The organism is Bradyrhizobium jicamae (genome assembly GCF_018130695.1).
GTDB lineage: Bacteria > Pseudomonadota > Alphaproteobacteria > Rhizobiales > Xanthobacteraceae > Bradyrhizobium > Bradyrhizobium jicamae_B.
In genome coordinates this window covers 72,317-99,222 of the sequence record NZ_JAFCJX010000009.1, presented here as the reverse complement: position 1 = coordinate 99,222, position 26,906 = coordinate 72,317, and the positions used below count along the sequence as shown (strand labels likewise).

General features: G+C 65.3%; 22 protein-coding genes and 1 tRNA gene. 7 read left to right on the top strand and 16 right to left on the bottom strand.

The features are described 5' to 3' along the window. Nucleotides 1–4: 4 nt before the first annotated feature. Both JQ604_RS14710 and JQ604_RS14705 read right to left on the bottom strand, forming a co-directional pair. Nucleotides 5–1,297, bottom strand: a complete 1,293-nt coding sequence (locus tag JQ604_RS14710; protein WP_212358128.1) for a TadE/TadG family type IV pilus assembly protein — start codon at nucleotides 1,295–1,297, stop codon at nucleotides 5–7. Nucleotides 1,298–1,331: 34 nt separating this feature from the next. Then, entirely contained in the window at nucleotides 1,332–1,868 is a 537-nt protein-coding gene (locus tag JQ604_RS14705) for a hypothetical protein (RefSeq protein ID WP_212358127.1), read from the bottom strand. Between the two features lie 448 nt (nucleotides 1,869–2,316). Here JQ604_RS14705 and JQ604_RS14700 point away from each other — a divergent pair, with 448 nt between their 5' ends. Next, the gene (locus JQ604_RS14700) at nucleotides 2,317–3,801 is read left to right on the top strand and encodes an ATP-binding protein (protein ID WP_212358126.1); all 1,485 of its coding nucleotides are present in this window, start codon (nucleotides 2,317–2,319) and stop codon (nucleotides 3,799–3,801) included. Between the two features lie 30 nt (nucleotides 3,802–3,831). Here the strand turns inward: JQ604_RS14700 and JQ604_RS14695 are convergent, their stop codons facing one another. Beyond that, nucleotides 3,832–4,824, bottom strand: coding sequence for a zinc-binding metallopeptidase family protein (locus tag JQ604_RS14695; protein WP_212358125.1), 993 nt, complete (start codon nucleotides 4,822–4,824; stop codon nucleotides 3,832–3,834). Between the two features lie 341 nt (nucleotides 4,825–5,165). Here JQ604_RS14695 and JQ604_RS14690 point away from each other — a divergent pair, with 341 nt between their 5' ends. Then, nucleotides 5,166–8,462 carry a DUF2126 domain-containing protein gene (locus JQ604_RS14690; RefSeq protein WP_212358124.1) on the top strand — a complete coding sequence of 1,099 codons (3,297 nt, stop codon included), beginning with the start codon at nucleotides 5,166–5,168 and terminating at the stop codon, nucleotides 8,460–8,462. Nucleotides 8,463–8,564: 102 nt separating this feature from the next. Here JQ604_RS14690 and JQ604_RS14685 read toward each other — a convergent pair. Beyond that, a tRNA-Gly gene (locus JQ604_RS14685) sits at nucleotides 8,565–8,638 on the bottom strand. Between the two features lie 364 nt (nucleotides 8,639–9,002). Then, complete coding sequence (locus JQ604_RS14680; RefSeq protein ID WP_433996247.1) at nucleotides 9,003–11,414, bottom strand: ATP-binding protein; 2,412 nt, start codon at nucleotides 11,412–11,414, stop codon at nucleotides 9,003–9,005. Between the two features lie 335 nt (nucleotides 11,415–11,749). On the opposite strand from JQ604_RS14680, the gene JQ604_RS14675 reads away from it, so the two are divergent. After that, entirely contained in the window at nucleotides 11,750–12,547 is a 798-nt protein-coding gene (locus JQ604_RS14675; RefSeq protein WP_212358123.1) for a substrate-binding periplasmic protein, read from the top strand. Here JQ604_RS14675 and JQ604_RS14670 read toward each other — a convergent pair. Then, nucleotides 12,528–12,728 (bottom strand): hypothetical protein, encoded by a 201-nt coding sequence (locus JQ604_RS14670; RefSeq protein WP_212358122.1) that lies wholly within the window; start codon nucleotides 12,726–12,728, stop codon nucleotides 12,528–12,530. The genes JQ604_RS14675 and JQ604_RS14670 overlap by 20 nt on opposite strands. Nucleotides 12,729–12,956: 228 nt before the next feature. Here JQ604_RS14670 and JQ604_RS14665 point away from each other — a divergent pair, with 228 nt between their 5' ends. Then, nucleotides 12,957–13,337: a YciI family protein gene (locus JQ604_RS14665; RefSeq protein ID WP_212358121.1), complete on the top strand. Its 381-nt coding sequence runs from the start codon at nucleotides 12,957–12,959 to the stop codon at nucleotides 13,335–13,337. Between the two features lie 79 nt (nucleotides 13,338–13,416). Continuing rightward, nucleotides 13,417–14,136: a DUF899 family protein gene (locus JQ604_RS14660; protein WP_212358120.1), complete on the top strand. Its 720-nt coding sequence runs from the start codon at nucleotides 13,417–13,419 to the stop codon at nucleotides 14,134–14,136. A 6-nt stretch (nucleotides 14,137–14,142) separates the two neighbouring features. On the opposite strand, the gene JQ604_RS14655 is transcribed toward JQ604_RS14660, so the two are convergent. From JQ604_RS14655 to JQ604_RS14625, 7 genes are all read right to left on the bottom strand, one after another. Further along, the gene (locus tag JQ604_RS14655; RefSeq protein WP_212358119.1) at nucleotides 14,143–14,322 is read right to left on the bottom strand and encodes a hypothetical protein; all 180 of its coding nucleotides are present in this window, start codon (nucleotides 14,320–14,322) and stop codon (nucleotides 14,143–14,145) included. A gap of 175 nt (nucleotides 14,323–14,497) precedes the next feature. Then, complete coding sequence (locus JQ604_RS14650) at nucleotides 14,498–15,898, bottom strand: FAD-binding oxidoreductase (protein WP_212358118.1); 1,401 nt, start codon at nucleotides 15,896–15,898, stop codon at nucleotides 14,498–14,500. Between the two features lie 104 nt (nucleotides 15,899–16,002). Beyond that, entirely contained in the window at nucleotides 16,003–17,499 is a 1,497-nt protein-coding gene (locus tag JQ604_RS14645) for an ATP-binding cassette domain-containing protein (RefSeq protein ID WP_212358117.1), read from the bottom strand. Beyond that, nucleotides 17,483–18,481: a branched-chain amino acid ABC transporter permease gene (locus tag JQ604_RS14640; protein WP_212358116.1), complete on the bottom strand. Its 999-nt coding sequence runs from the start codon at nucleotides 18,479–18,481 to the stop codon at nucleotides 17,483–17,485. Before JQ604_RS14640 ends, JQ604_RS14645 begins: the two co-directional genes overlap by 17 nt. Beyond that, complete coding sequence (locus JQ604_RS14635; RefSeq protein WP_212358115.1) at nucleotides 18,481–19,362, bottom strand: branched-chain amino acid ABC transporter permease; 882 nt, start codon at nucleotides 19,360–19,362, stop codon at nucleotides 18,481–18,483. The genes JQ604_RS14640 and JQ604_RS14635 overlap by 1 nt, the downstream gene beginning before the upstream one ends. Nucleotides 19,363–19,412: 50 nt before the next feature. Beyond that, on the bottom strand, nucleotides 19,413–20,570 hold the full coding sequence (locus JQ604_RS14630) for an ABC transporter substrate-binding protein (RefSeq protein WP_212358114.1): 1,158 nt from the start codon (nucleotides 20,568–20,570) through the stop codon (nucleotides 19,413–19,415). 68 nt (nucleotides 20,571–20,638) lie between these two features. Then, a complete protein-coding gene (locus JQ604_RS14625) occupies nucleotides 20,639–21,973 on the bottom strand; it encodes an MFS transporter (RefSeq protein WP_249158270.1) in 1,335 nt (444 codons plus the stop codon). Between the two features lie 232 nt (nucleotides 21,974–22,205). Between JQ604_RS14625 and JQ604_RS14620 the strand changes: the two genes are divergently transcribed. Both JQ604_RS14620 and JQ604_RS14615 read left to right on the top strand, forming a co-directional pair. Then, nucleotides 22,206–23,120 (top strand): dihydrodipicolinate synthase family protein, encoded by a 915-nt coding sequence (locus tag JQ604_RS14620; protein ID WP_212358113.1) that lies wholly within the window; start codon nucleotides 22,206–22,208, stop codon nucleotides 23,118–23,120. A gap of 109 nt (nucleotides 23,121–23,229) precedes the next feature. After that, nucleotides 23,230–24,111, top strand: coding sequence for an IclR family transcriptional regulator (locus JQ604_RS14615; RefSeq protein WP_212358112.1), 882 nt, complete (start codon nucleotides 23,230–23,232; stop codon nucleotides 24,109–24,111). Between the two features lie 97 nt (nucleotides 24,112–24,208). Here the strand turns inward: JQ604_RS14615 and JQ604_RS14610 are convergent, their stop codons facing one another. Genes JQ604_RS14610 through JQ604_RS14600 form a run of 3 tightly spaced genes read right to left on the bottom strand, consistent with a single transcriptional unit; the run spans nucleotide 24,209 to nucleotide 26,892 of the window. Continuing rightward, nucleotides 24,209–25,501, bottom strand: a complete 1,293-nt coding sequence (locus JQ604_RS14610) for an NAD(P)/FAD-dependent oxidoreductase (RefSeq protein WP_212358111.1) — start codon at nucleotides 25,499–25,501, stop codon at nucleotides 24,209–24,211. A 9-nt stretch (nucleotides 25,502–25,510) separates the two neighbouring features. Further along, nucleotides 25,511–26,242, bottom strand: a complete 732-nt coding sequence (locus JQ604_RS14605; protein WP_212358110.1) for an amino acid ABC transporter ATP-binding protein — start codon at nucleotides 26,240–26,242, stop codon at nucleotides 25,511–25,513. After that, nucleotides 26,239–26,892 (bottom strand): amino acid ABC transporter permease, encoded by a 654-nt coding sequence (locus tag JQ604_RS14600; RefSeq protein ID WP_212358109.1) that lies wholly within the window; start codon nucleotides 26,890–26,892, stop codon nucleotides 26,239–26,241. The genes JQ604_RS14605 and JQ604_RS14600 overlap by 4 nt, the downstream gene beginning before the upstream one ends. Nucleotides 26,893–26,906: the final 14 nt, after the last annotated feature.

The following is a 26,906-nucleotide window of genomic DNA, read 5'->3' as shown; positions in this document are numbered from 1 at the left end:
CCGCCTACTTCGTCAGATGCGCCGACGCCACCGCCTTCTGGAACAGCGCATTCAGTGCGGCCGAGATGCTGCTGTCGCTCGACACCTCGTAATAATATCCCGACGTTGCGCAGGCCTGCATCTTGGTCGCGATCGAGCTGCGGAACGGCGCGATATAGGTCGTGTACCAGCTGTTGTTGGTGATCGCGAGATAGGTGGTGTAGAGCACCGCGATGTTGATGCCGCGCGCCTTGATGGTGTCGCAGATCGTCGTCGTCAGCGGCTCCTGGCAGCGGCCGCTCGAAGAGATCACCGTCTGGGTGCAGGTCGAGGGATAGTAGTAGTCGGCGACGCCATCGGCGACGAAGAACAGCCATTTCTGCGGCGACGAGGCGGTGCCGGTGCCCGAACTCGGGATCGTTGTGTTTGCGGACGCCAGCACACCGTCGAAATCGGTGCACATGTCGTTGTTGTAGTTGGTATAGGGGATCGTCATCAGGTCGAGCGAGGAGACCAGGGTCTTCACCGAGGACAGGCTCGAGGACAGCGCCGCGATCGTGGTCAGGCCGACCGCACTGCAGTCGGAGCCCATGCTGTAGACCGCCATGCGGAACTGGTTGCTGACCAGTTGGCTCGCAGTGGCTGTATCCGTCAGCGATTGGGTCGCCGTGCGCACCACGTCGATCCGCATCGTGATCCCCAGACTCTTGGCGATCGAATAGTAGCTGTTGGTCTGCAGCGTCTTCTTCGAGCTCGACGTGTAGGTGTCGTGGCAGGCGAAGGCGCAGCTGTCCGAGGTGGCGTTCTGCAGCGCCGTCATGTCGGCGGTGGTGGCCCCCAGCCCCTGCGAGGGCGAATTGTCGAGCACCACGTAGAAATCCATGTAGGTCGGCATCGACGCCGCAGCCGTCGAGGTCGCCGACACCGACATGGTCTTGAAGCCGAGCACCCTCATGAAAGTGGTGGTGATGCTCGCCGACGCCACGCCGACCACGGTGCGCGTGGTCACGCTGTCGGTGGCGGTGATCGTCACCGAGCTCGCCGTCATGTTGTAGGCGCTCATATGCCCGTTGAACATGTTCAGCGCGTCGGCCTGGACGGTCGCGGCGCTCTTGGAGATCTCGGTCGAGGCGGTCGCCAGCAGCACCGCCGAATCCAGCGACGCCTGCACCTTGGTCCGGGCCCGCACCGCCAGCGAGTAATCGACGGCGGCGCCGACGAAGGTCAGGATCGGCAGCAGCGCCAGCGCGAAGATGACCGCGATGTTGCCGCTGCGCGCGCGGCGGAAGCGCGACAGGCACGCGATCAGACGCGCCATGGGGAAAGGTGCTTGCATCGAATGGACGTACCGGTCAGGCTGTGTAGTTCAGCAGCAGCGAGGAGTTCGACGCGGCGCTCGTGCCGCCGTTGGCGGTGTAGGCTCCTGACGATCCCATCTGGTTCTGCAGCGCGCTAAGCAGCTTCTTCAGCAGCTGATCGATATCGTCAGACGAGGACGAGGAGTCGCTGGAGGATGACGTGCTTGAACTGGCCGAGGTCGCGTCGGTCGACGACGTGCCGTCGGAGGACGATGCCTCGCCGGGGCCTCCGGAGAAGGTGTTGGCGAACACCTGCTTCAGCTCGGTCGCCTGGTCGCTGGTCAGCTTGCCGTCGGAGACCTCCTTGTCGATCAGGCTGTCGATCTTCGACTGCGCTTCGTCCGGTGGCGGCGGCGCGCCGCCACCGGCGCCGCCGGCCTTCATCGCCGAATCGATATCGTCGAGCGCCGACGACAGCACGCTCTGGTCACTCGAGCTGATGGTGCCGGACGAGATTTCCCTGGCGAGCTCGGCCTTCAACAGGCTGAGCGGTGACGTGGCGCTGCTCGACGCAGCGGAGATCGTCGTCATGCTTTGCTCCTTGCACTCGACAACAATTGCGTTGTTGCAAACAGGCTAGGAGCCGCGTCGTTAACGATAACTTGTTTTACAGATTCAATCGGGTTTCAGTTGTTTGCCGAACCCGAAATGGAAAGGCGCCGTTACAAATTTCGCCGCGAGCCGCAATCGATCGGCGGCGAATGGCATTTTTCCGCGAGAGCCACGCCGGCCGTCTGATCGCGGGCGAATCGATCCGGCCCCGGCTGGCACAATATGTCTGGATGGAAAAGCTTGATTCGGAATGCTCCGAATATTTGTCACGCAGGCAATGCGCGTTCCGGCGATGCACAGCCAATTCTTTATCCCGCAGAGATCACCACAGGATTTCCACGACTCAGCGCCGACACAAAACGCAATGCGCTCGACGGAGCGCGAGCGCGTTGCTAAGCCGCTTGCCTCTGGGGGTTCGAGTCGAGACATGACCGTTGCGATCGAGATGGGGCAGACGACCGCGGGCGGTTCGGCAAATCTCGACCTCGAGGAATTGCTGGCGACCCGCCTGCTGGTGCAGGGCAACTCGGGTTCCGGCAAATCCCATCTGCTGCGCCGGCTGCTGGAGCAGAGCGCGCAATGGGTGCAGCAGACCATCGTCGATCCCGAAGGCGACTTCGTCACGCTGGCGGAGCGCTTCGGCCACCTCGTGATCGACGCCGAGGATCACACCGAGCGCGGCCTGCAGGTCGCAGGCGAGCGCGCGCGCATCCACCGGGTTTCTACGGTGCTCAATCTGGAGGGGCTCGACGCCGAGAACCAGATGCGGCGTGCGGCGGCGTTCCTCGGCGGTCTGTTCGACGTCGCGCGCGATCACTGGTACCCGATGCTGGTCGTGGTCGACGAGGCGCAGCTGTTTGCGCCCGCGGTCGCCGGCGAAGTGTCCGACGAGGCGCGAAAACTTTCGCTCGGCGCCATGACCAATCTGATGTGCCGCGGTCGCAAGCGCGGACTCGCCGGCGTGATCGCGACGCAGCGGCTGGCCAAGCTCGCCAAGAACGTCGCCGCCGAAGCCTCCAATTTCCTGATGGGCCGCACTTTCCTCGACATCGACATGGCGCGCGCCGCCGATCTGCTCGGCATGGAGCGGCGCCAGGCCGAGGCGTTCCGCGATCTGGAGCGCGGTCAGTTCATGGCGCTCGGCCCCGCCCTCTCCCGCCGACCGCTGGGCCTGCGGATCGGCGCCACCGAGACGGCGCCGCGCAACGCCACGCCGCGCCTGATGCCGCTGCCGGGCGCAACGCTGGAGGACGCCCGCGCCGTCATCCTGGCGGAGCCGCCGCCCGACAACATCCGACCGCAGCGCCGGTTGGCGCCGGACCTGCTGGGACAACTGATGGCGGCAAAATCCGCGGCGCTGGAGATCAGCCCTGATCCCGTCGCGCAGCCGCTCAGCGCCGAAGAAGTGGCGGCCCGGCGCGAACGGCTGGACCGCATCCTGTCCGCCATCCTGGCCGAGCCCGATGCCGGCTTCCGCGCCATCGGCGTGCTCTATCAGGAGTTCGTGGTGCGCTGCCGGATCGAGGGCCTCGGTGCCGATGTGCCCGATCTCACCGACTTCCGCCGCATGCTGACCCGCGCCCGCGCCGGCCTCGGCGCCGGCGAGGCCGAGGATGACGCCTGGCAGGACGTCTCGCTCCGCGCCGGCATCTTGCCCGAGGACATGCAGGGCGTCTTCATGATGATCGCGCGCGCGGCCAAGGAGGGCCAGCCCTGCCCGAGCGATGCCGCGATCGCGCGCGCCTATGGCACCCATTCGTTCCGCCGCGCGCGGCGCCTGCTGACCTATATCGAGGAACAGGGCCTGATCGTCTGCCAGATCGACGGCATGGGCCGGCGCATCGTGACGCTGGTCGAGCTCGCCTGGGCCACGGCGCCGGGCGCGCCGGATGCGGAGGAAGTGACGGCTTAGCGAGCTTGAGGCCGCGCGCTCCCCGCCCAACTAATCATGACGCGCCGTCTCGCGGTACGACACGATCGCCATGTGCACGAAATGCAGCTTGCCTTTCACGATCGGCGAAAGGTCGAAGGGATAGGCGTCGCCCTGCCCGACTGACCGATTGAGGTCGTTGAGCGCTTCCGAAATCGGGCTCCACGACGCTAGCAGCGCGTCGAAATCCGCCTCGCGATAGGGATCATGCAAGGTTTGGCGGGCACGTTCCGTCAGCAGCAACGGCAGCGATGCCGCGGTGTCGAGCGTCGAAACGATGTGCAGGAAGTGCGCGAAGGTCTCCGCCCAATCCTCCCACGGATGCGATGTGGCGTATTCGCTGATGAAGCCGTTTTGGTCGAACGAACGGTCGGCACGCGCGTGGTAAGTCTTGAGCGCGGCTTGATAGTCGACGCTCTCGTCGCCGAACACCGCGCGGAATGCCATGCTCAGCTTCGTCTGCGCGATCAGCAGGTCCCAGTAGAAATGACCGACCTCATGCCGGAGATGGCCGAGCAAGGTCCGGTAGGTTTCGCGCAGCGCGATCCGGCGCGACTCGCGCTCGGCATCGTCGGCCTCGACGAGATTGAGCGTGATCAGTCCGGCCGCGTGGCCGGTCATGATCGGGACGCCCGCAACATCCTCCGAGAGGATATCGAATGCGAGACCGGCGCCGCTGGTCGCCGTGAGCGGCAGCCCGAGCCGCACAAGATCATAGATCAGGCGGCGCTTGGCTTCCTCGACCTTCCGCCACAGGATGACGTTGCGCCGCGATCCGAGATTGGGAATGGTGCGGGTCAGGCGGCACGCGGCGCAGAACCCGGTGCGGTCCTCGATGGCCCAATTGCAGGCGATGAGATTGCGGTTTGCGCATGGCACGATGTCGCTCAGCGCGCACATACGGAGCCGACATGCGTCGAAGGCAAGCTCGGTGCCGCAACGGCCGCACCGTTCATCCTCGAATGATGTGGGCTGCTGGCACGTCGGACAGGGAAATCGCTTCATGCTTTCAATAGTCCAGGGCGACCAATAGTCGAGGGCTGCGACGCGATCGGGCCACTATCGGTTGGAAAATATGCGATGGCTCAATGACGGAGATCGCCACACGTTCCTCGCGCGATCAATGCCGACTCCCGATCGCCATCTTAAGCAGCCTCGCTTCTAGCCAACATGATCAAAGTGTAGGCATTCACCACAAAATTGACGGCACACGCCGTGGCCAATTCGGTTCGGCGCGGATCAAGCCTGCGAACCCCCACGGCCGCGCGCTGCCCCGAAATCTGGCTCGGTTCTTGCGTGCTTGTGTGCAACAGGCTCCCCGGGCGTGACCTCTCAAGCGTGATTCAATGGCTCTTCATGTCGCTCTGACCCACGAAACGCGCTACCGCTACGACCGTCGGATCAAGATGGGTCCCCAGGTCATCAGGCTCAGGCCTGCCCCGCACTGCCGGACTCCCATTCTCAGCTATTCGCAGACCCTCGAGCCCAAGGATCATTTTGTCAATTGGCAGCAGGATCCGTTCGGGAATTTCCTCGCGCGCATCGTGATTCCCGAGCCGACCGACAGCTTTGCGGTAACCATCGACGTCGTTGCCGACATGGCGGTGATCAATCCGTTCAACTTCTTCGTCGAGGACAGCGTCAAGGGATGGCCGTTCGACTATGGCGATGAGCAGCGGCGCGACCTTGCGGCCTATCTCGAGATCGAGCCGCCGGGCCCGCTGCTGCAGCGCTACATTGCGAGCATCGAACGCAAGCCGCAGAACACGATCGACTTCCTGATCGGTGTCAACCAAAGGCTCCAGAGCGACATCAGCTATCTCGTGCGGATGGAGCCTGGAGTCCAGACCCCGGAGCAGACGTTGCAACTCGCCTCGGGCTCGTGCCGGGACAGCGGCTGGCTGCTGGTTCAGCTGCTGCGTCACTTCGGCTTCGCGACCCGCTTCGTCTCCGGATATCTGATCCAGCTCACGCCGGACGTGAAATCACTGGATGGGCCGACCGGCACCGATGTCGACTTCACCGATCTGCATGCCTGGACCGAGGTCTACGTTCCCGGCGCCGGATGGATCGGGCTCGACCCGACCTCGGGCCTGCTGGCGGGCGAAGGACATATTCCGCTCGCGGCCACGCCGCATCCGACCAGCGCGGCGCCGATCAGCGGCGGACACGACAAGGCCGAGGTCGACTTCAGCTTCCGCATGGAGGTGAAGCGCATCCGCGAGACGCCGCGCGTCACCAAGCCGTACACGGAAGAAATCTGGAGCGACATCCTGGCCGCGGGGCATGCGGTGGATGAGAGGCTCGTGGCGGGCGATGTGCGCCTCACCATGGGTGGCGAACCCACCTTCGTCGCCGCCGACGACATGGAGGGAGCCGAGTGGAACACCGCAGCGGTCGGCCCGAACAAGCGGCGCTATGCCGACGATCTCGTCCGCCGTCTCGAACGGCGCTTCGCGCCGGGCGCGCTGCTGCACTACGGTCAGGGCAAATGGTATCCGGGCGAACAGCTGCCGCGCTGGGCGTTCGCGCTGTACTGGCGCTCCGACGGGCAGCCGCTGTGGGAAGACAAGAGCCTGCTGGTGCGCGAGACCGCCGCCACGGCCGCAACCAGCACCGACGCCGAACGCTTCATGGCAGGCCTCTGCAATCAGCTCGGACTGCCCGAGACCAGCGGCATTCCGGCCTATGAGGACGCCGCGCATTTCATGCTGGTCGAGCAGAAGCTGCCGATCAACGAAACGCCGGCGACCAACACACTCGAGGATACCGCCGAACGTGAACGCATCATCTCGGTGTTCGATCGCGGGCTCGGCAACCCCGTCAGCTATGTGCTGCCGATCCAGGCCTGGCAGACCGCCGATCGCGGCCGGCGCTGGGTGACCGAGCGCTGGGGCCTGAGGCGCAGCAAGCTGTTTCTGGTGCCGGGCGACTCGCCCGCCGGCTTCCGTCTGCCACTCGGCTCGCTGCCGTCCTTGCCGGCGGCGTCATTCCCGCACGTGTTGCCGCGCGATCCCTTTGCCGGCGCGCCGCCGCTTCCCGAACGACGGATCCTGATGCAGCGACGGCGCACGGTGGCGCTGGAAATGCCGTTCATCCCGACCTCGAGCCAGAACGAAGTCGCAGGCTCGGTGCGCACCGCACTTGCCATCGAGCCGCGCAACGGCCAGCTCTGCATCTTCATGCCGCCATTGTCGGACGCCGAGGACTATGCGGCGCTGGTTGCAGCCATCGAGGAGACGGCACGCGTCACGGCGCTACCGGTTCTGATCGAGGGCTACACGCCGCCATCCGATCCGCGCATCAACAGCGTCAAGGTGACGCCGGATCCTGGCGTGATCGAGGTCAACATCCACCCGTCCCGCAGCTGGGACGAAACCGTGACAATCACGACCGCGCTCTATGAGGAAGCGCATCTCAGCCGGCTGAGCGCCGAGAAATTCATGCTCGACGGACGCCACACCGGAACGGGCGGCGGCAATCACATCGTGCTCGGCGGCCATACGCCGGCGGACAGCCCGTTCCTGCGGCGCCCCGATCTGCTCGGCTCGATCATCGCCTATTGGCAGAACCACCCTTCGCTCTCCTACCTGTTCTCCGGCCTGTTCATCGGGCCGACCAGCCAGGCCCCGCGCCTCGACGAGGGACGGCACGAAGCACTCTACGAGATGGAGATCGCGCTCGATGCGCTGCCGCGTCCCGGCTCCAACCAGTACGTTCCGCCTTGGCTGGTCGATCGCATCCTCCGCAACCTGCTGGTCGACGTCACCGGCAACACGCATCGCGCCGAGATCTGCATCGACAAGCTGTTTTCACCGGATGGACCGACCGGACGCCTTGGCCTGGTCGAGTTTCGCTCCTTCGAGATGCCGCCGCATGCGCGCATGAGTCTGGCGCAACAGCTTTTGATCCGCGCGCTCGTCGTGATGTTCTGGGAGCGGCCCTACCGGCAGGAGCTCGTGCACTGGGGCACCAGCCTGCACGACCGCTTCATGCTGCCGAAATTCGTCTGGTCCGACTTCGGCTCCGTCATCACCGATCTCAAGGAGGCAGGCCTGCCGGTCGAGCTCTCATGGTTCGAGCCGCATTTCGAGTTTCGCTTTCCGCGCTGCGGCGTCGTCCACGCCGGCGATATCGAGCTCGAGATCAGGCAGGCGCTGGAGCCCTGGCATGTGCTCGGCGAGGAAGGCGTCATCGGCGGCACGGCACGCTACGTCGATTCATCTCTGGAGCGCGTGGAGGTCAAAGTGCGCGGCATGACCGGCAGCCGCTACGTGGTGACATGCAACGGACGCCTGCTGCCGCTGACACCAACGGGCACCCAGGGTGAGGCCGTTGCGGGCGTGAGGTATCGGGCGTGGTGGCCGCCCTCGGCGCTGCATCCGACCGTCCCGCCGCACGTCCCGCTCACCTTCGACGTGGTGGATACGTGGTCACAGCGCTCCATTGCGGGATGCCGCTATCACGTCTCCCATCCGGGCGGGCGCAACTTCGAAATCTTTCCGGTCAACGCCTACGAGGCGGAAGGCCGCCGCCTGACCCGCTTCGAGCCCTACGGACACACGGCAGGCCCGATGTCGCCGAGATCCGCGCCGATCAACCCGCAATATCCGCTGACGCTCGATCTGAGGCGGATGAACTGAGGGACGGGATTCTGGCTTGCCGAGCCGTAGCTCGCGACCGCAAAGCCCGCCTTCGCCGAAGGCTCCGGCGCTCCAGCCTTCTCTCGCTTCGCGAGCGAAGGCTGGAGCGGGTGAAGGGAATCGAACCCTCGTATTCAGCTTGGAAGGCTGCTGCTCTACCATTGAGCTACACCCGCGTCTGGCGATCCCCTAACACGGCCGGGCGGCGGCCTCAACCGGCTCCCCACGGGCTTATCGTCTTGACAACAAGCCTAGTTCCCGTGCCGCGGGCGGATTCGAGGGGCCCGGGACCGGCCCACTTAACGGCGGGGCATTTGCCGCCTATATTAAAGGCCCCCTTAACCAACGAAAGGAGGTGATCCAGTGTCTTTTACCAAGCGCTGTCACCTCGCTGGGATCGCCCGCTGAGCTCCGACTAACAGCTCGGCACCAGGGGCGCTTCCAGCCCTGGACCAGCGAGACAACAAAGCGGGCGCGACGGGGTTTTCCCCGCCGCGCCTTTGTCGTTTGTGAGCGCCTGCTCTTGATTCCAAATCAGCTTCAGGTTGCCGGGGCGCCCGACAGCACCTCGCGGATCTTCCGCGACAGGTCCGATTTCCGGTACGGCTTGCTCAGCAGCGTGATGCCGGGATCGAGGTGGCCTTCATGCACCGCGACGTTGTCGGTATAGCCGGAGGTGTAGAGCACCTTCATGCCGGGCCGGCGCTTCATCACGGCGTCGGCGAGCTCGCGGCCGTTGAGGCCGCCGGGCATGATCATGTCGGTGAACAGCAGGTCGAAGGCCGCGCCTGAATCGACCATGGCCAACGCCTTGATGCCGTCGCTGGCGACCAGCGTGTGATAGCCGAGGCTGCCGAGCTGGGCGATCACATAGCCGCGCACCAGGGCGTCGTCCTCGACCACCAGAATAGTTTCATGGCCGCGCGGCAGGTCCGGGATCGCAAGCGGCACCGCCTTCGCCGCCGCCTGCCCGGCCGCGCGCGGCAGATAGAGCCGCACGGTCGTGCCCAGCCCCTCCTCGCTCTCGATCCTCACGGCGCCGCCGGTCTGCCGGGCAAAGCCGTAGACCATGCTGAGGCCGAGGCCGGTGCCGCGGCCGACGCCCTTGGTGGTGAAGAACGGCTCGAACACACGGTCGCGGATGTCGGCCGGGATGCCCGAGCCGGTGTCGGTGACCGATATCATCACGAACGGACCCGGCTTCACGCCGCCGAGATCGATCGCGAGAGCCTCGTCGACGACGAGATTGGCGGTCGTGAGCGTGAGCTTGCCGCCGCCCTTCATCGCGTCGCGGGCGTTGACGGACAGATTGATGATCGCGGACGAAAGCTGCGAGGGATCGGCAAGCGCCGACCAGGCATCGTCGGCGAGCGCGGTGGCGATTGCGATCTGCTCGCCGAGGACCGGATTCAACAGCCGCGCGGTATCGGTGACGAGCCCATTGACGTCGATCTCGCGCGGCTGCAGAGGCTGGCGTCGCGCGAAGGTCAGGAGCTGCGAGGTGATGTCCGCACCGCGCGCGGCCGCATCCTCGATCAGCTGCGCGATCGCCGCGAGCTCGGGCTTGTCGGCGACGCCCTCGCGGAGGATCTCGATCGTCCCCGTGATCACGGTCAGCACGTTGTTGAAGTCGTGCGCGACGCCGCCGGTGAGCTGCCCGATCGCATCCATCTTCTGCGACTGGCGCAGCCGCTCCTCGGCCTCGTGCTGCTTGGTCAGGTCGGTGGCGGTGCCGCGATAGCCCATGAAGCGGCCGTCGGCGGCAAACACCGGCAGGCCGTTGACGCTGAGATGGCGCAGCCGGCCGGCCGAATCGTGGCGGGTGTACTGGAAATTGCGGAACGGCTCGTGCCGCTCCAGGGTCGCCATGTGCTCGCGCCATTTCTGCGACTCGGTGTCCTGGTCGAGCGCCACGTCGAGCCGGCGCTTGCCGATCATTGCCGCGCGGTCCATGCCGAACGCGGTGAGCCGATCGGAGACATAGGTGAAGACGTGATCTGGCCCGGTCTCCCAGAGCCAGTCGGACGCGGTCTCGGCATAATCGCGGAAACGCTGCTCGCTGTGCCTCGCGCTCTCCTCCGCCTCGCGCCGCACCACGAGATCCTGCTCCAGCTTGAGATTGGCCTCACGCAGGTCGCCATAGGCGAGCTGCAGCGTGGCGCACATCCGGTTGAAGGCATTGATGACGTGATCGAGCTCGTCGGCCGTGTGCGGCGGCTTGCGATCGAGCGTGAGCGGCGGCGGCGGCCGCGCCGGATTGTAGCGGCTGACGAACGCCGCGATGTCGGTCAGATGCCGCGTCACCAGCCAGTGAAACATGTAGAGGATGAAGAACGACACCAGGAAGGTCTTTGCCGCCTGGCTCGCCAGGATCACCAGCCCCCGGTTCAACAGCTGCCGATACACTTCCGTCAGCGTCGCCTCGACATGCAGCATGCCGATCCGGTGCTTGGTGCCTTGCCCGAAATAGTCGAGCGGATAATCGCGCGCGACCACGGACGCGGTGCCGCGCTCGCCGAGACTGATCAAGATCGCATTCGGCCGGGTCGAGCGCTCGCGCAGCTCGACCGCGCTGATGTCGGGCAGGCGCAGGATGCCGGTGAGCTGCAATTGCAGCTGGTTCTGGTCGAGATTCCACAGGCTCTCACCGATGCTGCCGAGATAGCTGCGGCCGACCTCGTCGAGCCGGCTCTCGATGACGTTGACCTCGTGATGATAGTCCAGATAAAGCTGCACCGCCGTCAGCGTCAGCGTGACGATCGAGCTGAACAGCAGCACCGCGGCAAGCAGCCGCGGACCGATGCCGCCGCCGAGCCATTTGAACATCCGCAGCAACGGCGGCCCGAGCACGGGCGGCGTCAACGGGGATCGGATGCCGTCGAGATCGTCCCGCGCAGCCGCTGATACCATCACCAGCTGGCGGCCGAGATCGCTATCGCCTCTATCGCCCACAGCACTCCCCTGACATCGCGGTACATTCCGCTGCGGCGCGCCCCTATGGCCACAGCCGTCCAACAAGCCTGCACTGTCCGTCTGACCGGCCCCGCCTGCGCCAGCTGCCCGCCAACCTCCGGGCGATGTCGATGGATGCGGGGTAATTGTCCGCCCAGCAGCAGGAAGCGCGGACAAATTAGCACCGCGCCCTGCAAAGGACATCAGTAAAACTCCGGAGAGCGCCGGCGCGAGCGCGCCCTTTTCCAACGGCAATTCGAAAGCTACACCATGTCCAGGTGATCGCGTCGATCCTCGAATCCGGTATTGGGCTGGGACAAACCAGGAGAAGCGTGATGTGGCGGGCAATTGTCGTCTGCATGGTGTTGTGCATTGGCCCGGCGCACGCGCAAACCGTGATCCGGCTGTCGCGAATCGCCGACATCCCCGACCAGTATGTCGGCGGCGAGATGCTGCGGGCGGTTTATGCGAAGCTCGACATCAAGCTCGAATTCGAGGACGTCCCCGGCAAGCGCGCGCTGGCGCTGAGCAGCAGCGGCGAGCTTGACGGTGAAATCCAGCGCATCGGCAATCTGTCGCGCGACTATCCGACGCTGGTGCAGATCACGCCGCCGATCAACTACATCGAGCCTTCAGTGTTCTCCAAGACGCTGCATTTCGACGTCCGCGGCTGGGACTCGATCCGCGACTTCAGCATCGGCATCGTGCGCGGCGTCGGCTCCTCGGAGGCCGGCACGCGCGGCATGGCTGATGTCACCGCGGCCACCAGCCTGGAAAGCTTGATCCGGATGCTGGATGCCGACCGCTTCGATCTGATGGTCACCGACCTCTTCAGCGGACGCGTCGCGGTGAAGAAACTCAACCTGGACTCACGCATCCGCGCGCTGTCGCCGCCGATCGAGCGCATCTACATCTACCACTACCTGCATGAGCGGCACCGCGATCTCGCCAAGCGCGTCGGCGAGGTGATCGGACAAATGGAGGCGAGTGGTGAATTGGCGCGGTTGCGCGAGAAGCTGGTGAAGCAGGTGTTGGGGAGCAGTGAGGCGATCAAAGCCATAAACAGAACAAACAGCCAGAGACCGCTCATGGCGTGGACGCCGAAAGGCGCGTTCAGAAGCCGAACAGGCTGAGCCAGCGCGGACGCCGGCCACGGCGGCTTTCGACGATGCGCTCACCGCCGTTGAGGGCGGACGCGCCGTAGTAGCGATGATGGTTGGAAGCGGCGCGGCTGGCGGCATCGTGCCAATCGCCGGTTTGCGATGCAGGCGCCCGTTCGGCGTCGCAGATGATCCTGACGTAATTGTTCGACATGACGCTCTCCGTGCCGTGGTGCGCAGGTTCCTGCATTCTGCCCATCAGTCGTGCAAGCTTCGCGGCGGGTTCGAGTCTGGTTCGAACTATCGTGTTTCCGGACGGTTTCGCGGATGGGGCGGCCGCGACACAAAGGCGCGATCGATGCGGGGCGAAATTGACTTTGTCGGATTCGGCCCAGCCTGTACGTCCTTGGGACTGGAAGACTGGAAAACCGGAGGAAAATCGATGCTTTATGCCATCCTGGCCTACCATGTTGAGGCCGAGGTCATGTCCTGGACCGCCGAGGAAGACGCTTCCGTCATGACCGGCCTCAAGCAGGTCCACGGCCGGCTGGCCAAGCAACTCGGCCCGGCGGCACGGCTTGGCGACACCGCAAAGGCCAAGACCCTGCGCGGGCCCGGGCAAGGGATGGTGATCGACGGCCCGTTCGCCGAAACCAAGGAGCAATTGCTCGGCTTCTACGTGGTCGCCTGCGCCGACGAGGCGACTGCGATCGCCGCCGCACGCGACCTGCGCAGCGTCAACCCGTCGGCGGTCTACGAAATCCGCCCGGTCAGGGTGTACCTGCCGGGGACTGCGTTGCCCACCTTGGAGGAACACAAGTAGCGGCGCGCGCATCAGGAACGGGTTCGTCGCCGATGTGTTGAACGATATCCCACATTCCCAACAGCCACGCGAGGCAGCCATGGAGCACCTTCGCTACCCGAACGAAAGTGCCGAATATCGTGCGGCGCGGAACGCGCTGCTCGACGAAGAGATCGCGCTACGGGCGCACATCGAAGCCGTCGCGGCCAAGCGCCGCGCGCTACCCATCGGTGGCGAGATTCCGGAAGACTATGTGTTCGAACGGATCAGCGGCGATCAGCGGCCCGAGAAGATCAAGATGTCCGAACTGTTTGGTCGGCACGACACGCTGATCCTGTACAGCTTCATGTACGGACCAGAGCGCGATCTCCCCTGTCCGGGCTGCACGCATCTGCTCGACGGCATCGACGGCGCGGCCAGGCACATGGACCGACGGGCCGCGATGCATGTCGTCGCGAAGTCGCCGATCGCGCGTCTTGCCGCTTGGGCGCATGCACGCGGCTGGAATCACCTGTCGCTGTTGTCGACAGCCGGCAACAGCTATGACGCGGACTATTTTGGCGACACGTCGAAGTTCCCTCTGGCCATGCGCGCGCAGCACAAGGTGCCGGATGGTGAGAACTGGGACGAGACGATCTTCAACGTGTTCCGGAAGACGGGCGGCGTGATCCGTCACTTCTGGGGCTCGGAGATGAGCTTTGCCCCATCCGCGCCCAGACAGCACCACCGCGCCGGCGATCTCGCTGATCCCCTGTGGGGACTGCTCGACATGACCCCGGAAGGCCGCGGCGACTTCTTTCCGAAGGTGAACTACGACTAGCGGCCGTCAGGCCGCCAGTTCGGGCCGCTCGATGTGCGACAGGCGCGCTTCGTCCATGAACTCGAACGCGCCGTCCTTCTCGACGGCATACATCTGCTGGCCATCCTTGCTGACAAAGACCGCCCTGACGACGCCAAGCCCGCCTTTGTCCTTCTTGACGACATCGCCGCGCGTGAATTTCGCCATCGTTCAAGTCCCTTTCAGCTCATGCGACCGACTCTGCACGAGGACGAAATCCTCGCGCGGAGTTGGTTAACGAGCTGTTAACACGAGACACTGCGAGTCGGTTCAATCAATGTTGCTTGCATGGGAACCCGTGTTCCAGCAGCGAATCCGAATCACCGAATCGGTTCCCGAGGGCTCAGGGATAGACCTTGCCGGGATTCATGATCCCGTTCGGATCGAGCGCGTGCTTGATGGCCTTCATCAGGGCGACACCCTCGCCGTGCTCGGTCTGCATGTGAACGATCTTGTGCAGGCCGATGCCGTGCTCGCCCGAGCAGGTGCCGCCCATCGCAATGGCGCGGCGCGAGGTGCGGAACGCCAGCGCCTCGGCGCGCTCGGTCTCATCGGGGTCGTTGGGATCGTAGAGGATGCCGAGGTGGAAATTGCCGTCGCCGACGTGGCCGACGATCGGCGCCAGCAGGGCGGACGCGACGATGTCGGCCTTGGTCTCCAGCAGGCAGGCCGGCAGCGCCGAGATCGGCACGCAGGCATCGGTACCCATGTTGCTCTTGCCGGGTGCGAGCGCCCTCACCGCCTGATACGAATTGTGCCGCGCCTTCCAGAGCCGATTGCGATCCTCGGGCCGCTCGGCGAATTGAAACGCGCCGCCGCCGTTCTCGTCTGATATCGCCTGCATCATCTCGACATCCTCGCGCACGCCGTTCGGCGAGCCGACGAATTCGAGAAACAGCGTCGGCGTCTCCGCATAGTCGAGCTTTGAATAATTGATCGCGGCGCGCATCTGCACCTCGTCGAGCAGCTCGATGCGCGCGAGCTTCAGGTTCGACTGCAGCGCGGTTACCACGGCGGCCACCGCGCCTTCGAGCGAAGCAAACTGGCAAACCGCCGCGACGATCGATTCCGGCAGGCCATAGAGTTTCAGCTGAATCTCGGTGATGACGCCGAGCGTACCCTCGCTGCCGACGTAGAGATGGGTGAGATCAAGCCCGGTGGAGGATTTTCGCGCCCGGCTGCCGGTGCGCACGATGCGGCCGTCGGGCGTGACCACGGTCAGGCCAAGAATATTCTCGCGCATCGTGCCATAGCGCACCGCGTTGGTGCCGGAGGCGCGCGTCGAGGCCATGCCGCCGATCGAGGCATTGGCGCCGGGATCGACCGGAAAGAACAGCCCGGTGTCGCGGATCTGCGCATTCAGCGCCTCGCGCGTCACGCCGGCCTGCACCCGGCAATCCAGCGACTCCGGTGAAACGTCGAGGATCCTGTCGAACCGGCTGGTGTCGAGCGAGACGCCGCCGGCCAGCGCCGCCAGCTGGCCTTCGAGTGAGGACCCCGCGCCGAACGGCGTCACGGGGACACGATGCTCATTGCAGAGCGAGAGAACGAAGGCGACTTCTTCATTGGTCTCGGGGAACACCACGAGATCGGGCATTCCGACCGCCGGCAGGCCCTCGCCGTGACTGTGCTGTTCGAGAACAGACTGCGAGACCGAGACGCGCGCGCCGAGGCGCTCGGTCAGCTTCGCCCGCAGCGCGGCGATGGTGTCAGGCTCCGGGCGTGGCAGGGCGTGCGCGTTCATGGCGTTCTCCGTGGTGACCCTGCCTCCATCTGCACCACGGCGAGGCTGCGTTCAAGCCGAGACCGCGGCGTGGAGGCAGGAAAAGCAGCCTCGAACCTCGCGCTCTATTCCGCAGCTTCGCCGTGACCGAGATAGGCGCCCATCAGCCGCGGATCGCGCGCGACCTCGGCGGCGCTTCCCTCGACGACGACGCATCCCGAGCTGAGCACATAGCCGCGGTGGGCGACCGACAGCGCCATGCGGGCATTCTGCTCCACCAGCAGGATCGCCGTGCCCTGCCTGTTCACCTCGACGAGCTTGCCGAACACCTGCTCGACCAGCAGCGGCGCCAGGCCCAGCGACGGTTCGTCGAGCAGCAGCAAGCGCGGGCGGCTCATCAGCGCCCGCGCAATTGCCAGCATCTGCTGCTCGCCGCCGGACAGCGAGAATGCGAGCGACGCCGACAGTCGCCTGAGGTTCGGAAACAGCGTGAGCATCTCCTCGATCAATCCCGCGAGTTCGGCCTGCGGCCGCCCATACGCGCCGATCTTGAGGTTCTCGATCACGGTCAGGCCGCCAAACAGGCGCCGGCGCTCGGGCACCAGCGCCAGCCCCATGCCGACCAGACGTTCGGTCGGCTCCCGGGTCAGTTCATGACCGTTGAAACGCACCGACCCGGAGGCCTGCGTGAGCCGCGCGATGGCTTTCAGCGTCGAGGATTTTCCGGCGCCGTTGTTGCCGAGCAGCGCCACGAACTCGCCCACGCCGACCTTGAGCGAGACCCGCCGCACCGCCTCGATGTCACCGTAGCGAACCACGAGGTCCGAGACGTCGAGCAGCGGCGCGCCGGTCCCTTCGCTGGCCCGACCAATCTCTGCGTGGAGTTCCACCTCGCGTTCGGCGCGGCCGAGATAGGCCTCGATCACGGCGGCATTGCTTTGGATTTCACCTGGCGTCCCCTCGGCCAGTACCTTGCCGAAGTTGAGCACGGTGATCCGGTCGGCGAGCGTCATCACCACTTCCATCTCGTGCTCGATCAGCAGGATCGTCATGCCCTGCGCATGCATCTGGCGGATCACCTCGATCAGCCGCGCCGTCTCGGCGTGATTGAGACCGCCATGCGGCTCGTCCAGCAGCACGAGACGCGGTTCGAGCGCCAGCGCCTTGGCGATTTCGAGCAGCCGCCGCTGCCCCTGCGGCAGCGACGCCGCGCCGGTATCGGCGACGTCGGCAAGGCCGACGAACCTGATGATCTCGTCGACCCGCCGCGCATTCGCCTGATCGAAGCGCCAGGGATGGGACCGCCCATGCCGCGCGGCCAGGACGTTCTGGCGCACGGTCATCGAACCGAACAGCCGGGTGTTCTGGAACGTCCGCGCCAGCCCCATGGCTGCGAGCTGGTGCAGCGGCTTGGAGGTCACGGCGGCGCCCTCGAAGCAGACCTCGCCTTCGGTCGGCGTGTAGATGCCGCTGATGATATTGAAGAGCGTGGTCTTGCCGGAGCCGTTCGGACCGATCACCGCATGGATCGTGCCTTGCGCCACCGAGAGCGAGACATCTTCGAGCGCGGTCAGTCCGCCGAAGCGTTTGGTGACGCCGGAAAGTTCAAGCAGCGCGTTCATGACGGGTCACATCCGATCGAGCGTAGGATTTCTCGCGCCGGCGAAGATTTCGGAACACGGAGAGAACCAATCCTGCGAGACCTGCGGGGAAGAAAGTGATCACCAGGATCACCATCGCTCCGAACACGGCGAAGTAGTATTCCTGCATGAAGCGCAGCAGTTCGGGCACGAATGTGTAGAGAATCGCGCCGAGCACGGCGCCAAGCGAGCTGCCGAGGCCGCCAACCACCGCCATGGCGAGATACGAGAAGGTCGACTGCCAGGAGAACACATCGGGGCTGATGTAGCCGCGCAGCAGCACGTAACAGATGCCGGCAAGACCGCCATAGGCCGCGGAGATCACGAACAGCATGATCTTCAGCCGTGAAATGTCGATGCCGACGGCCTGGGCGGCCAAGGGATCGTCGCGCAGGCCGCGGATGCGCAGGCCCAACGGCCCGTTGGCGATCCAGACCTGCAGCAGATAGGCGGCGGCGACGATGGCGAGCAGCACCCACAGCATCTTGTCGTTCTCGCCCGCGAGCCCGATGCCCGGGATCGCAGTGATGCCGTTGGCGCCGTTGGTCAACCCCTCCCAGTTCACCAGCAGCCGCTCGACGATGAGCGCGAAGGCCAGTGTGCACAGCGCGAGATAATGGCCCTTCAGGCGCAATGTCGGCCAGCCCAGCGCCATGCCCACCGCAGCCGAGAGCGTGACCGCGCCGATCGCGGCGACCGGCACCGGCATGCCGGCGGCCTGCAGCAGCGTGAAACCGTAGGCACCGATGCCGAAGAACGCGCATTGCGCCAGCGACATCTGTCCGCCGAAGCCGAGAATGAAGTTGAGCCCGAGCACCAGCAGGATATTGATCAGCGTGACGTCGGCCACCTGCAGGTAATACACCGACAAGAAGCGCGGCAGGATGATCCCGCACAGAACGCAGACGCCGATCACCAGCGGGGCGAGCGTGCGCATCGGCAGATTGGCTTGATGGCCGGTCATCACGGACGCTCCAGCTCGAGTTCGCCGAAGATGCCTTGCGGGCGGAACATCAGCACCGCGATCAGCACGCCGAATGCGATCACGTCGATGTATTCCGACGAGATGTAGAACGATCCGGCCGACTCGATGACACCGAAGATCAGCCCGCCGACGAGCGCGCCGGGTATCGAGCCGAAGCCGCCGAGAATGGTCGCCGCAAAGGCGCGCAGCGACAGATTGACGCCCATGTCCGAGGAGACATAGGACAGCGGCGCGACCAGCCAGCCGGCGAGTGCCGCCAGCATGGTGGCGTAGGCGAAGATGAAGGCGATGATGCGCGCGGTCGGGATGCCCATCAGCCGCGCGGCTTCGGCGTCCTGCGCAGTGGCGCGCATCGCCCGCCCGAGCGCCGTGTGCTGGAACAAGCCGTGCTGGATCGCCATCATGACGGCGAGGGCCGCCAGGATCACGAGGTACTGGGCGTAGATCGTGGAGCCGAACAGGTGCACCGACGTCGTCCCGAGCGGGCCGGCGAAGTTCAGCGGCTGCGGTCCCCAGACGATGACCGCGATGTTCTGCAATGCCATCGACAGGCCGAGCGTCGCCACGATCGCCGACAATTGCGGGGCGTTGCGCAACGGATGGTAGATCCCCCACGCCAATGCCGCGCCGAACAGGCCGAGGATCACGAGCATGGTCACGAGATTGAGCCATAGCGGCATGCCGAGGCGGTTGGCGAGCCATCCGACCGACACGAACGCACCGAGCATCACGAGGTCGCCCTGGGCGAAGTTGACCAGCGACACCGCATTCCAGATCAGCGTGTAGCCGAGCGCAACCAGCGCATAGGCCGCGCCGACCGCCAATCCCACCAGAACGATTTGAACAAATGTCTGCAACATCGTGCGATCCCTTGGCGGCCCGTCCGCTGGACGATCCGGCGGCACAGTCCTCAGCTGCTGATGACCTTGACGATCTCGGGCTTGCCGGCGGCGACCCGGGTGATGATGCCGGAATGGGTCATGTCGCCATTGCCGGTCCAGCCGTAGCGCGTGACAATGCCCGGGAAGTCGCGGATCGCGGTCAGCGCCTGCTGAATCCCCTCGCCGCTGATGGTCTCAGCGCGCTCCATCGCCGCGATGATCAGCTTCGCCGCGTCGTGGTAGACGGTGGCGTAGAGCTCGGGCTCGTCGCCGGGATAGGCCGCGGCATAGAGCTTCTTCCAGCTCTGGACGCGCTCGTCGGGATTGTCGTTGACGAATTCGCCGATCGCCATGCAGCCGTCGGCGCCCTCGCCGGCAAGACCGAGGAAGATCGGCTGGGAGAACGCCGTGTTGCCGGCGATGCCGAACTTGGCACCGAGAGTCTTGCTCTGCTTGGCGATCAGCCCGGCCGGCTGATCGTCGGTCCAGACGATGATGCCGTCGACACCGGCCTGCTGGAAGGCGAGGATCTGCGAGGTGTAGTCCTTGGTTGCATCGGTGTGGGCCTGGACCAGAACCGGCTCGATGCTGCGTTTGGACAGCGATGCCTTGACCACGGCGATGCCGGACTGACCGAAGGCGGTGTTGACGTAGCCGAGTCCGATCTTCTTCCACTGCAGGTCTTCGACGACATACTTGACCAGAAGATCCGCGCCGATCGCGTCGTTCAGGCGCACGCGAAACACCCACGCGCTGCCCTGCTGCGTCACCACCGGCCCGGTCGCTCCCGTCAGGCACGGCACCTTGTACTTCGCCAGCAATGGCACATTGGGCAGGATGCCGGGCGTGTAGTGCGGGCCGACCAGCGCCACCACCTCGTCCTGGGTGGCGAGCTTGGTGACGGCATTGCCGGCCGCAGTCGGATTGGGACCGAGATCGTCGGCGATGCGCACCTCGATCAGGCGTCCCTTGATGCCGCCCTTGTCGTTGGCCTGCTTCACCGCGATCGCGACGCCGTTCTTCATCCACTGGCCGTTCTGGGCGAACTGCCCGGTCATCGGGCCGGAAATTCCGATGCGGATCGGATCGGCGGCGCGCGCACGGCCGACGATCGCGGGCATCGCGAGGGGCGCAACAGCAAGACCCTTGACCAGGCTGCGTCGAGAGAAGCGCAAGGCAGAGACCATGGCAGTTTCCTCCGGTGGTTTTGCAACGCCGCCTCGTCCGGGCGGCTGACATCGAGAGCGGGACCGGCTCAATTGCCGGCGCGAAGCGGACGCAGGCCGAAGGCGCAGGCTGCCGAGAGCAGTGCCATGGCGACCATGTAGCCGGCGACCCATGATGGCGAGCCGTGCTCGGCCAGCAGCGCGGTGGCGACCAGCGGCGAGAGACCGCCGCCGAGGATTGGACCGAGCTGCTGCACGAGCGACAGGCCGCTGTAACGTATCCGCGCAGGAAACAGCTCCGAGAAATAGGCGCCCTGCGCGCCATAGACCGAGCCATGGCCGATCGCGAGACCAAGCGCGATCGCGAGCCAGATCATTCCGGTATGTCCGGTGTTGAGCATCTGGAAGAAGACCAGCGCCAGTGCGACCTGGAAGATCATGCCGCCGACATAGACCGCACGCCGCCCGATCCGGTCCGACAGCGCGCCGAACAGCGGCAACGTCAGGCACTCCAGCGCGCAGCCGACGAGAACGCCGTTGAGGATGGTCTGGCTCGGCAGTCCGAGCCTGGTCTTGCAGTAGGTGATCGCAAACACCGCATAGATGTTGAACAGCCCGCTCTCCGCGATCTTGGCGCCAATCCCGAACAGGATGTTGCCGGCGTGGTTGCGCACCGCCTCGACCACCGGCGCGCTCGCTGCGCCCTCCTCGCTCAGCACGCGCTTGAAGGCCGGCGTCTCCGCGATCTTGAAACGGATGAACAGGCCGATGCCGACCAGCACGATCGAGAACAGGAACGGGATCCGCCATCCCCAGGACAGGAAATCCGCCTCGCTCATCGACGTGGAGAGAATTCCGAGCAGCGCGATCGGGATCAGAAATCCGCCGGGCACGCCGACATGCACCAGCGAACTGAAGAAGCCGCGCCGGTCGGCCGGCGCATGCTCGACGGTCATCACCATGCCGCCGCCATACTCGCCGCCGATCCCGATGCCCTGCAGCAGCCGCAGCCCGATCAGGCAGATCGGCGCGAACACGCCGATCTGCTCGTAGGTCGGCATCAACCCGATCAGGAATGTGCCGAGCCCCATGATGAGGATGGTGAGCAGCAATGCGGTCTTGCGGCCGACCCGATCGCCGAAATGGCCGAACAGCACGCCGCCCAGCGGCCGCGCGCAATAGCCGACGAAGAACGTCGCGAAGGCCAGCAGCGATCCGACCAGCGGATCGGAGCTCGGAAAGAAGATCTTATTGAACACGAGCGCAGTCGCGGTCGCATAGAGCGTGAAGTCGTAATACTCGATCATGTTGCCGATCGCGCTCGCGACGGCGACCTTGCGGATATCGCTGGACTCGCGCCCCGCCGACGAGGCGACGGCACTGTCCGCTGTTGCGGATCCGATGGATCCAACCATTCCGCTCATGAGAATTTCCTCCGGCTTCGGCGGGCGACCATCCACGCCTTCGGACTTATGTCCGTATTGCGGACATCATGAGCAACGACTTATCCCACATGTCAAGCCTCTTTTTTCTTCCGACGACCATTCTTCACGGCATAGCAGCTGCATCGATAGCGCAGATTTGCGTCATCTTGACGCCGTACGATCATTCATCGTATTTGATTGTCCACATTCCGGACAATTAAAGGAGGATAACGTGCCAGCAAAGATCACCGGGATCATTCCGCCCCTCACCACGCCGTTCGATCAGAACGGCGACATCGACGAAAAGGCGTTCCGCCGACAGGTAAAATTCCTGCTCGACAAGGGCGTGCACGGCGTCTGCGTCGGCGGCAGCACCGGCGAAGGCCACACGCTGACGGCCGACGAGTTTCGTCGCCTGATCGAGGCCTGCGCCGAGGAATTGAACGGCAAGGTGCCGCTCGTCGCCGGCATCATCGCCAACTCGACCCGTGAAGCGATCGCGCGCGCGCGCTCGATTGAATCCGTCAACGTCGCCGCGCTGCAGATCACGCCGGTGCACTATCTGTTCAAACCGGACGAGGACGCGACCGTCGGCCACTTCAAGACGCTGTCGGAATCGGTCAAGCAGCCGGTCATCATCTACAACGTCGTGCCCTGGAACTACCTCAGCCCCGCGCTGCTGCTGCGCATCATGCAAGAGCTGCCCGGCGTGATCGGCGTCAAGCAGAGCGCCGGCGATCTCAAGCTGATGGCCGACCTGCTGCTCGGCGTCCCCGAGGGCAAGGTGGTGCTGACGGCGGTCGACGCGCTGCTGTATCCCTCCTTCGCGCTCGGCGCACATGGCACGATCGCGGCGAACCCGGCGGCCGTTCCGGGCCCGTGCGTGGCGTTGTGGAACGCCGTGCAACGCGGCGACCATGTGACCGCGCTCGAGATCCACAAGCGCCTGCTGCGGTTCTGGAACACGATCGTCGGCGACAATTTGCCGGCCTGTGTCAAGCACGCCCTCACCCTGCAGGGTTCGCCGAGCGGTCTGCCTCGGCAACCGATGCCGGCGCCAACCACCCGGCAGAAGGAAGCGATCGCCGCAGCCCTCAAGCCGCTGCTCGAGGTCGAAGATGGCCAGAGGCTGGTCGCAGCCGAGTGAGCATTCGCCAGCGGGCGCGGCCGCATTGCCGCCGCGCCCGATTCCGTTTAAGTCGGGTGTGGTTCGTGGCTGGCGTCTCGCATGGCCGCGTCACCTGGAAGGTCCCGACATGACCAGCGCCGACGGCAGTCGACAAAGCGTGAAGTCGCTGTTCAAGATGCTCGAGGTGCTCGAGGCGTTCTCCTCGACCGATCCCGAGCTCAGCGTCGTCGAGATCGCGCGGCGCACCAGCCTGCCTCGCACCACCGTTCATCGCATCGTCGACAGCCTGCGCAGCGTCGGCTTCCTCGAACAGGATGCCAGCCGCGACCGCTACCGGCTCGGCCTGAAGCTGTTCGAGCTCGGCGGCAGCGCGCTGATGAACCTGCCGCTCTATCGGGAAGCCCCGCCCTTCGTCGACACGCTCGCCAAGCTCAGCGGCGAGGACGTGCATTTGTGCATCTTCGACGGCGCGCAGATGGTCTTCGTCAGCCGCCGTAACCAGATCGCGCGCCCACACAACACCGTCATCACGATGGAGAACTCTCCCTGCCATTCGACCGGCGTCGGCAAGGCCGCGCTGGCTTTCCAGAGCGAGGCGGCGATCGACCGCGTCATCCGCGGGGGCCTCGCCCATTTCACGCCCAAGACGATCACCGATCCCAAGCGGCTGAAGGCCGAGCTCGCCGCGATCAGGGCGCGCGGCTATTCGATCGACGACTGCGAGCACGAGCCCGAGCTGCGCTGCGTCGGTGCGCCAATCCGCAACAGCGCCGGCCACGTCTTCGCCGCGATCAGCGCCAGCGGGCCGAGCAGGCGCGTCACGCCGGAACGGGTGCCCGAACTCGCCCGCATCGTGATGACCCATGCCGAAATGCTGTCGATCCGGCTGGGCTATGAACCAACGCCGCAAAGCCGAGCCGCAGGACCGGCGCCCGAACCCAAGAGGCGATCGGCTTCGCCGACGAGCCGCGTGAAGAAAGCGCGCGCGTCCCTGCGCGCGTCAGGCTAGAGCATGATCCGGAAAAGTGCGAAGCGGTTTTCCGAAAAGATCATGCTCAAACAAAGGGCTAAAGCGCGATGACGATTCAACGTAATCGCATCGCGCTTTAGAGTCCGAGCCGGTCCCGCACCCTGCCCGTCAGCACGGCCGCGGTGACGCCGACCGGCCAGAACGCGTGGAACGGGATCGGATTGATACCGGTCACGGGCATGTCGATCTCGGCCTTGGCTCCGCCGATCAGACGACGCGCGAGCTGCGCGCCCATCGCGGTCGACAGCGCGACGCCGCGGCCGTTGCAGCCGAGCGAGATCATGAGATTCTCCGCGGGCTCATGCACGTGCGGATAATGGTCCTTGGTGATCGCAAGCCGGCTGTTCCAGCCATGGGTCCAGCTGACGCCTTTGAGCTGCGGCCACAGCCGCTCGGCGTAGCGGATCAGATAGGCGACGTCGGACGGGCTGTTGATCCAGCGCATCGGGCCGCGGCCACCCATCAGCAGGCGATTGCGCTGGTCGATGCGGTAGTAGACCGTGATGTGGCCGCTCTCGTAGAGCACCGGTCGCGATGGCATGATCGACTGCGCGACCGCGTCCGAGAGCGGCGCGGTGCAGGCGATCGACGAAAACACCGGCACGATGGTGCGGCGAAGCGCCGGCCAGAGATCGTCCGTAAAACCATTGGTCGCGAGCAGCACCTTGTCGGCATGCACGACCGCGCGCGGCGTCTCGATCCGCCATTTGCCGCCGTCGCGCTTGAGCGAGAGCGCCGGCGTCTCGCCATGCACCGCCACGCCTGCGCTGATCGCGGCACGCGCGAGACCGCGCGCGTAGCTCAGGGGATGCAGATCGCCGCCGCGCGCATCCAGCATGGCGCAGAGATAGCGATCGCTGCCGGTGATCTCCCGCGTCTGCGCGGCGTTGAGAAGGCTCACTGGCATGCCGCGCGCGATGCACTGCCTCGCGGTCGCCGCAATCGCCGCCGCGCTGGCTTCGTTGTAGGCGGCGCGCAGCGTGCCGTTCTGCCGGGCTTCGCAGGGGATCTGGTAGCGACGGATCAGATCGTGGGTGAAGGTCGTGGTGCCGTAGGAGAATGCGATCATGCGGCGGCCGAGTTCGGCGCCGAAATCCGCCTCGATCTGATCAGGGTCGTGCTTCAGCCCGGGATTGGTCTGACCGCCATTGTTGCCGGAGGCACCCCAACCCGGCTCCTGCGCTTCCAGCACGGTCGCCTGGACGCCCTGCTCGGCCAGATGCAGCGCGGTCGAGAGCCCTGTGAAGCCGCCGCCGATGATCGCGACCGGCACGGTTTCGTCTGACGTCAGCGGCGGTGTCGGCGTCGGCGGCACCGCGGTGTCGGCATAGAGGCTCGGCGGCAGCGGTAAACGGGCGGGTGCGGTCATGGCCAGGACTCAGAGCGGATGCAGCACGCGGCGCAGAAAATCCTGCGTGCGCGGGTGCTGCGGCTGGTTGAGAACGGACTTTGCGGCGCCCTGCTCGACGATCACGCCGCCGTCGATGAACAGCACGCGGTCGGCGACGTCACGGGCAAAGCCCATCTCGTGGGTGACGACCACCATGGTCATGCCGTCATCGGCGAGCTTGCGCATCACCGACAGGACGTCGCCGACCAGTTCCGGATCGAGCGCCGAGGTCGGCTCGTCGAACAGGATCGCCTTCGGCTTCATCGCGAGCGCACGCGCGATCGCGACGCGCTGCTGCTGGCCGCCGGACAGCTGCGGCGGATGGACGTTTTCCTTGTCGGCAAGCCCGACCTGCGCCAACAGCGCCCGGCCGCGCTCGCGCGCCTCGGCCGGCGGCTCCTTCTTTACATAGAGCGGGCCCTCGATGACGTTCTCGAGCGCGGTGCGATGGGGAAACAAATTGAAGCGCTGGAACACCATCGACACCTGCGTTCGGAGCGCGACGATCGATCGGTCGTCACGATCGACCCGCGCGCCCTCGATCCTGATATCGCCGCGGTCGTAGCTCTCAAGCCCGTTGATGCAGCGCAGGATGGTCGACTTGCCCGAGCCCGAGGGACCGATGATGCAGACCACCTCGCTCTTGGCGACGGAGGCGGTGATGCCTTTCAGCACCTCGACCTTGCCGAAGCTCTTGTGGACGTCGGACAGCTCGATCATTTGTGGTTCGCCTTCTTCTCGAAATGGCGAACCAGCAGGATCAGCGGAATGCTCATGGTGAGGTACATCAGCGCGACCAGTGTGAACACGCTGGTGTTCTTGAACGTGGACGACGCGATCAGCTTGCCCTGCAGCGCGAGCTCGGCGACCGTGATGGTCGAGGCCTGCGACGAATCCTTCAGCATCATGATCATGACGTTGCCGTAAGGCGGCAGCACGATCCTGATCGCCTGCGGCAACACCACGCGGCGCATGGTCAGCCAGCAGCCCATGCCGATGGTCTGCGCCGCCTCGATCTGCCCTTTGTCGATCGCCTCGATGCCGGCGCGGAAGTTTTCCGCCTGATAGGCCGAGTATGCGATGCCGAGACCAAGGATCGAGGCCTGCAGCGCCGTCAGCGCGATGCCGAAGTCGGGCATCACGAAGTAGAGGTAGAACAGCAGCACGATGATCGGGATGCCGCGGATCACGTTGATCAGCGAGGACGACAGGCCGACCAGCACGCCGATGCCGGACACCCGCATCAGCGCCCAGAGCAGCCCGAGCACGGTCGACAGCGCGAGCGAGCCGAAGGTGACGATGACCGTCAGCCAGACGCCCTGCAGCAGGATCGGCACGAACTCGACGGCATCGCTGTAAAACTTCTGCATCGACTCAGATCACG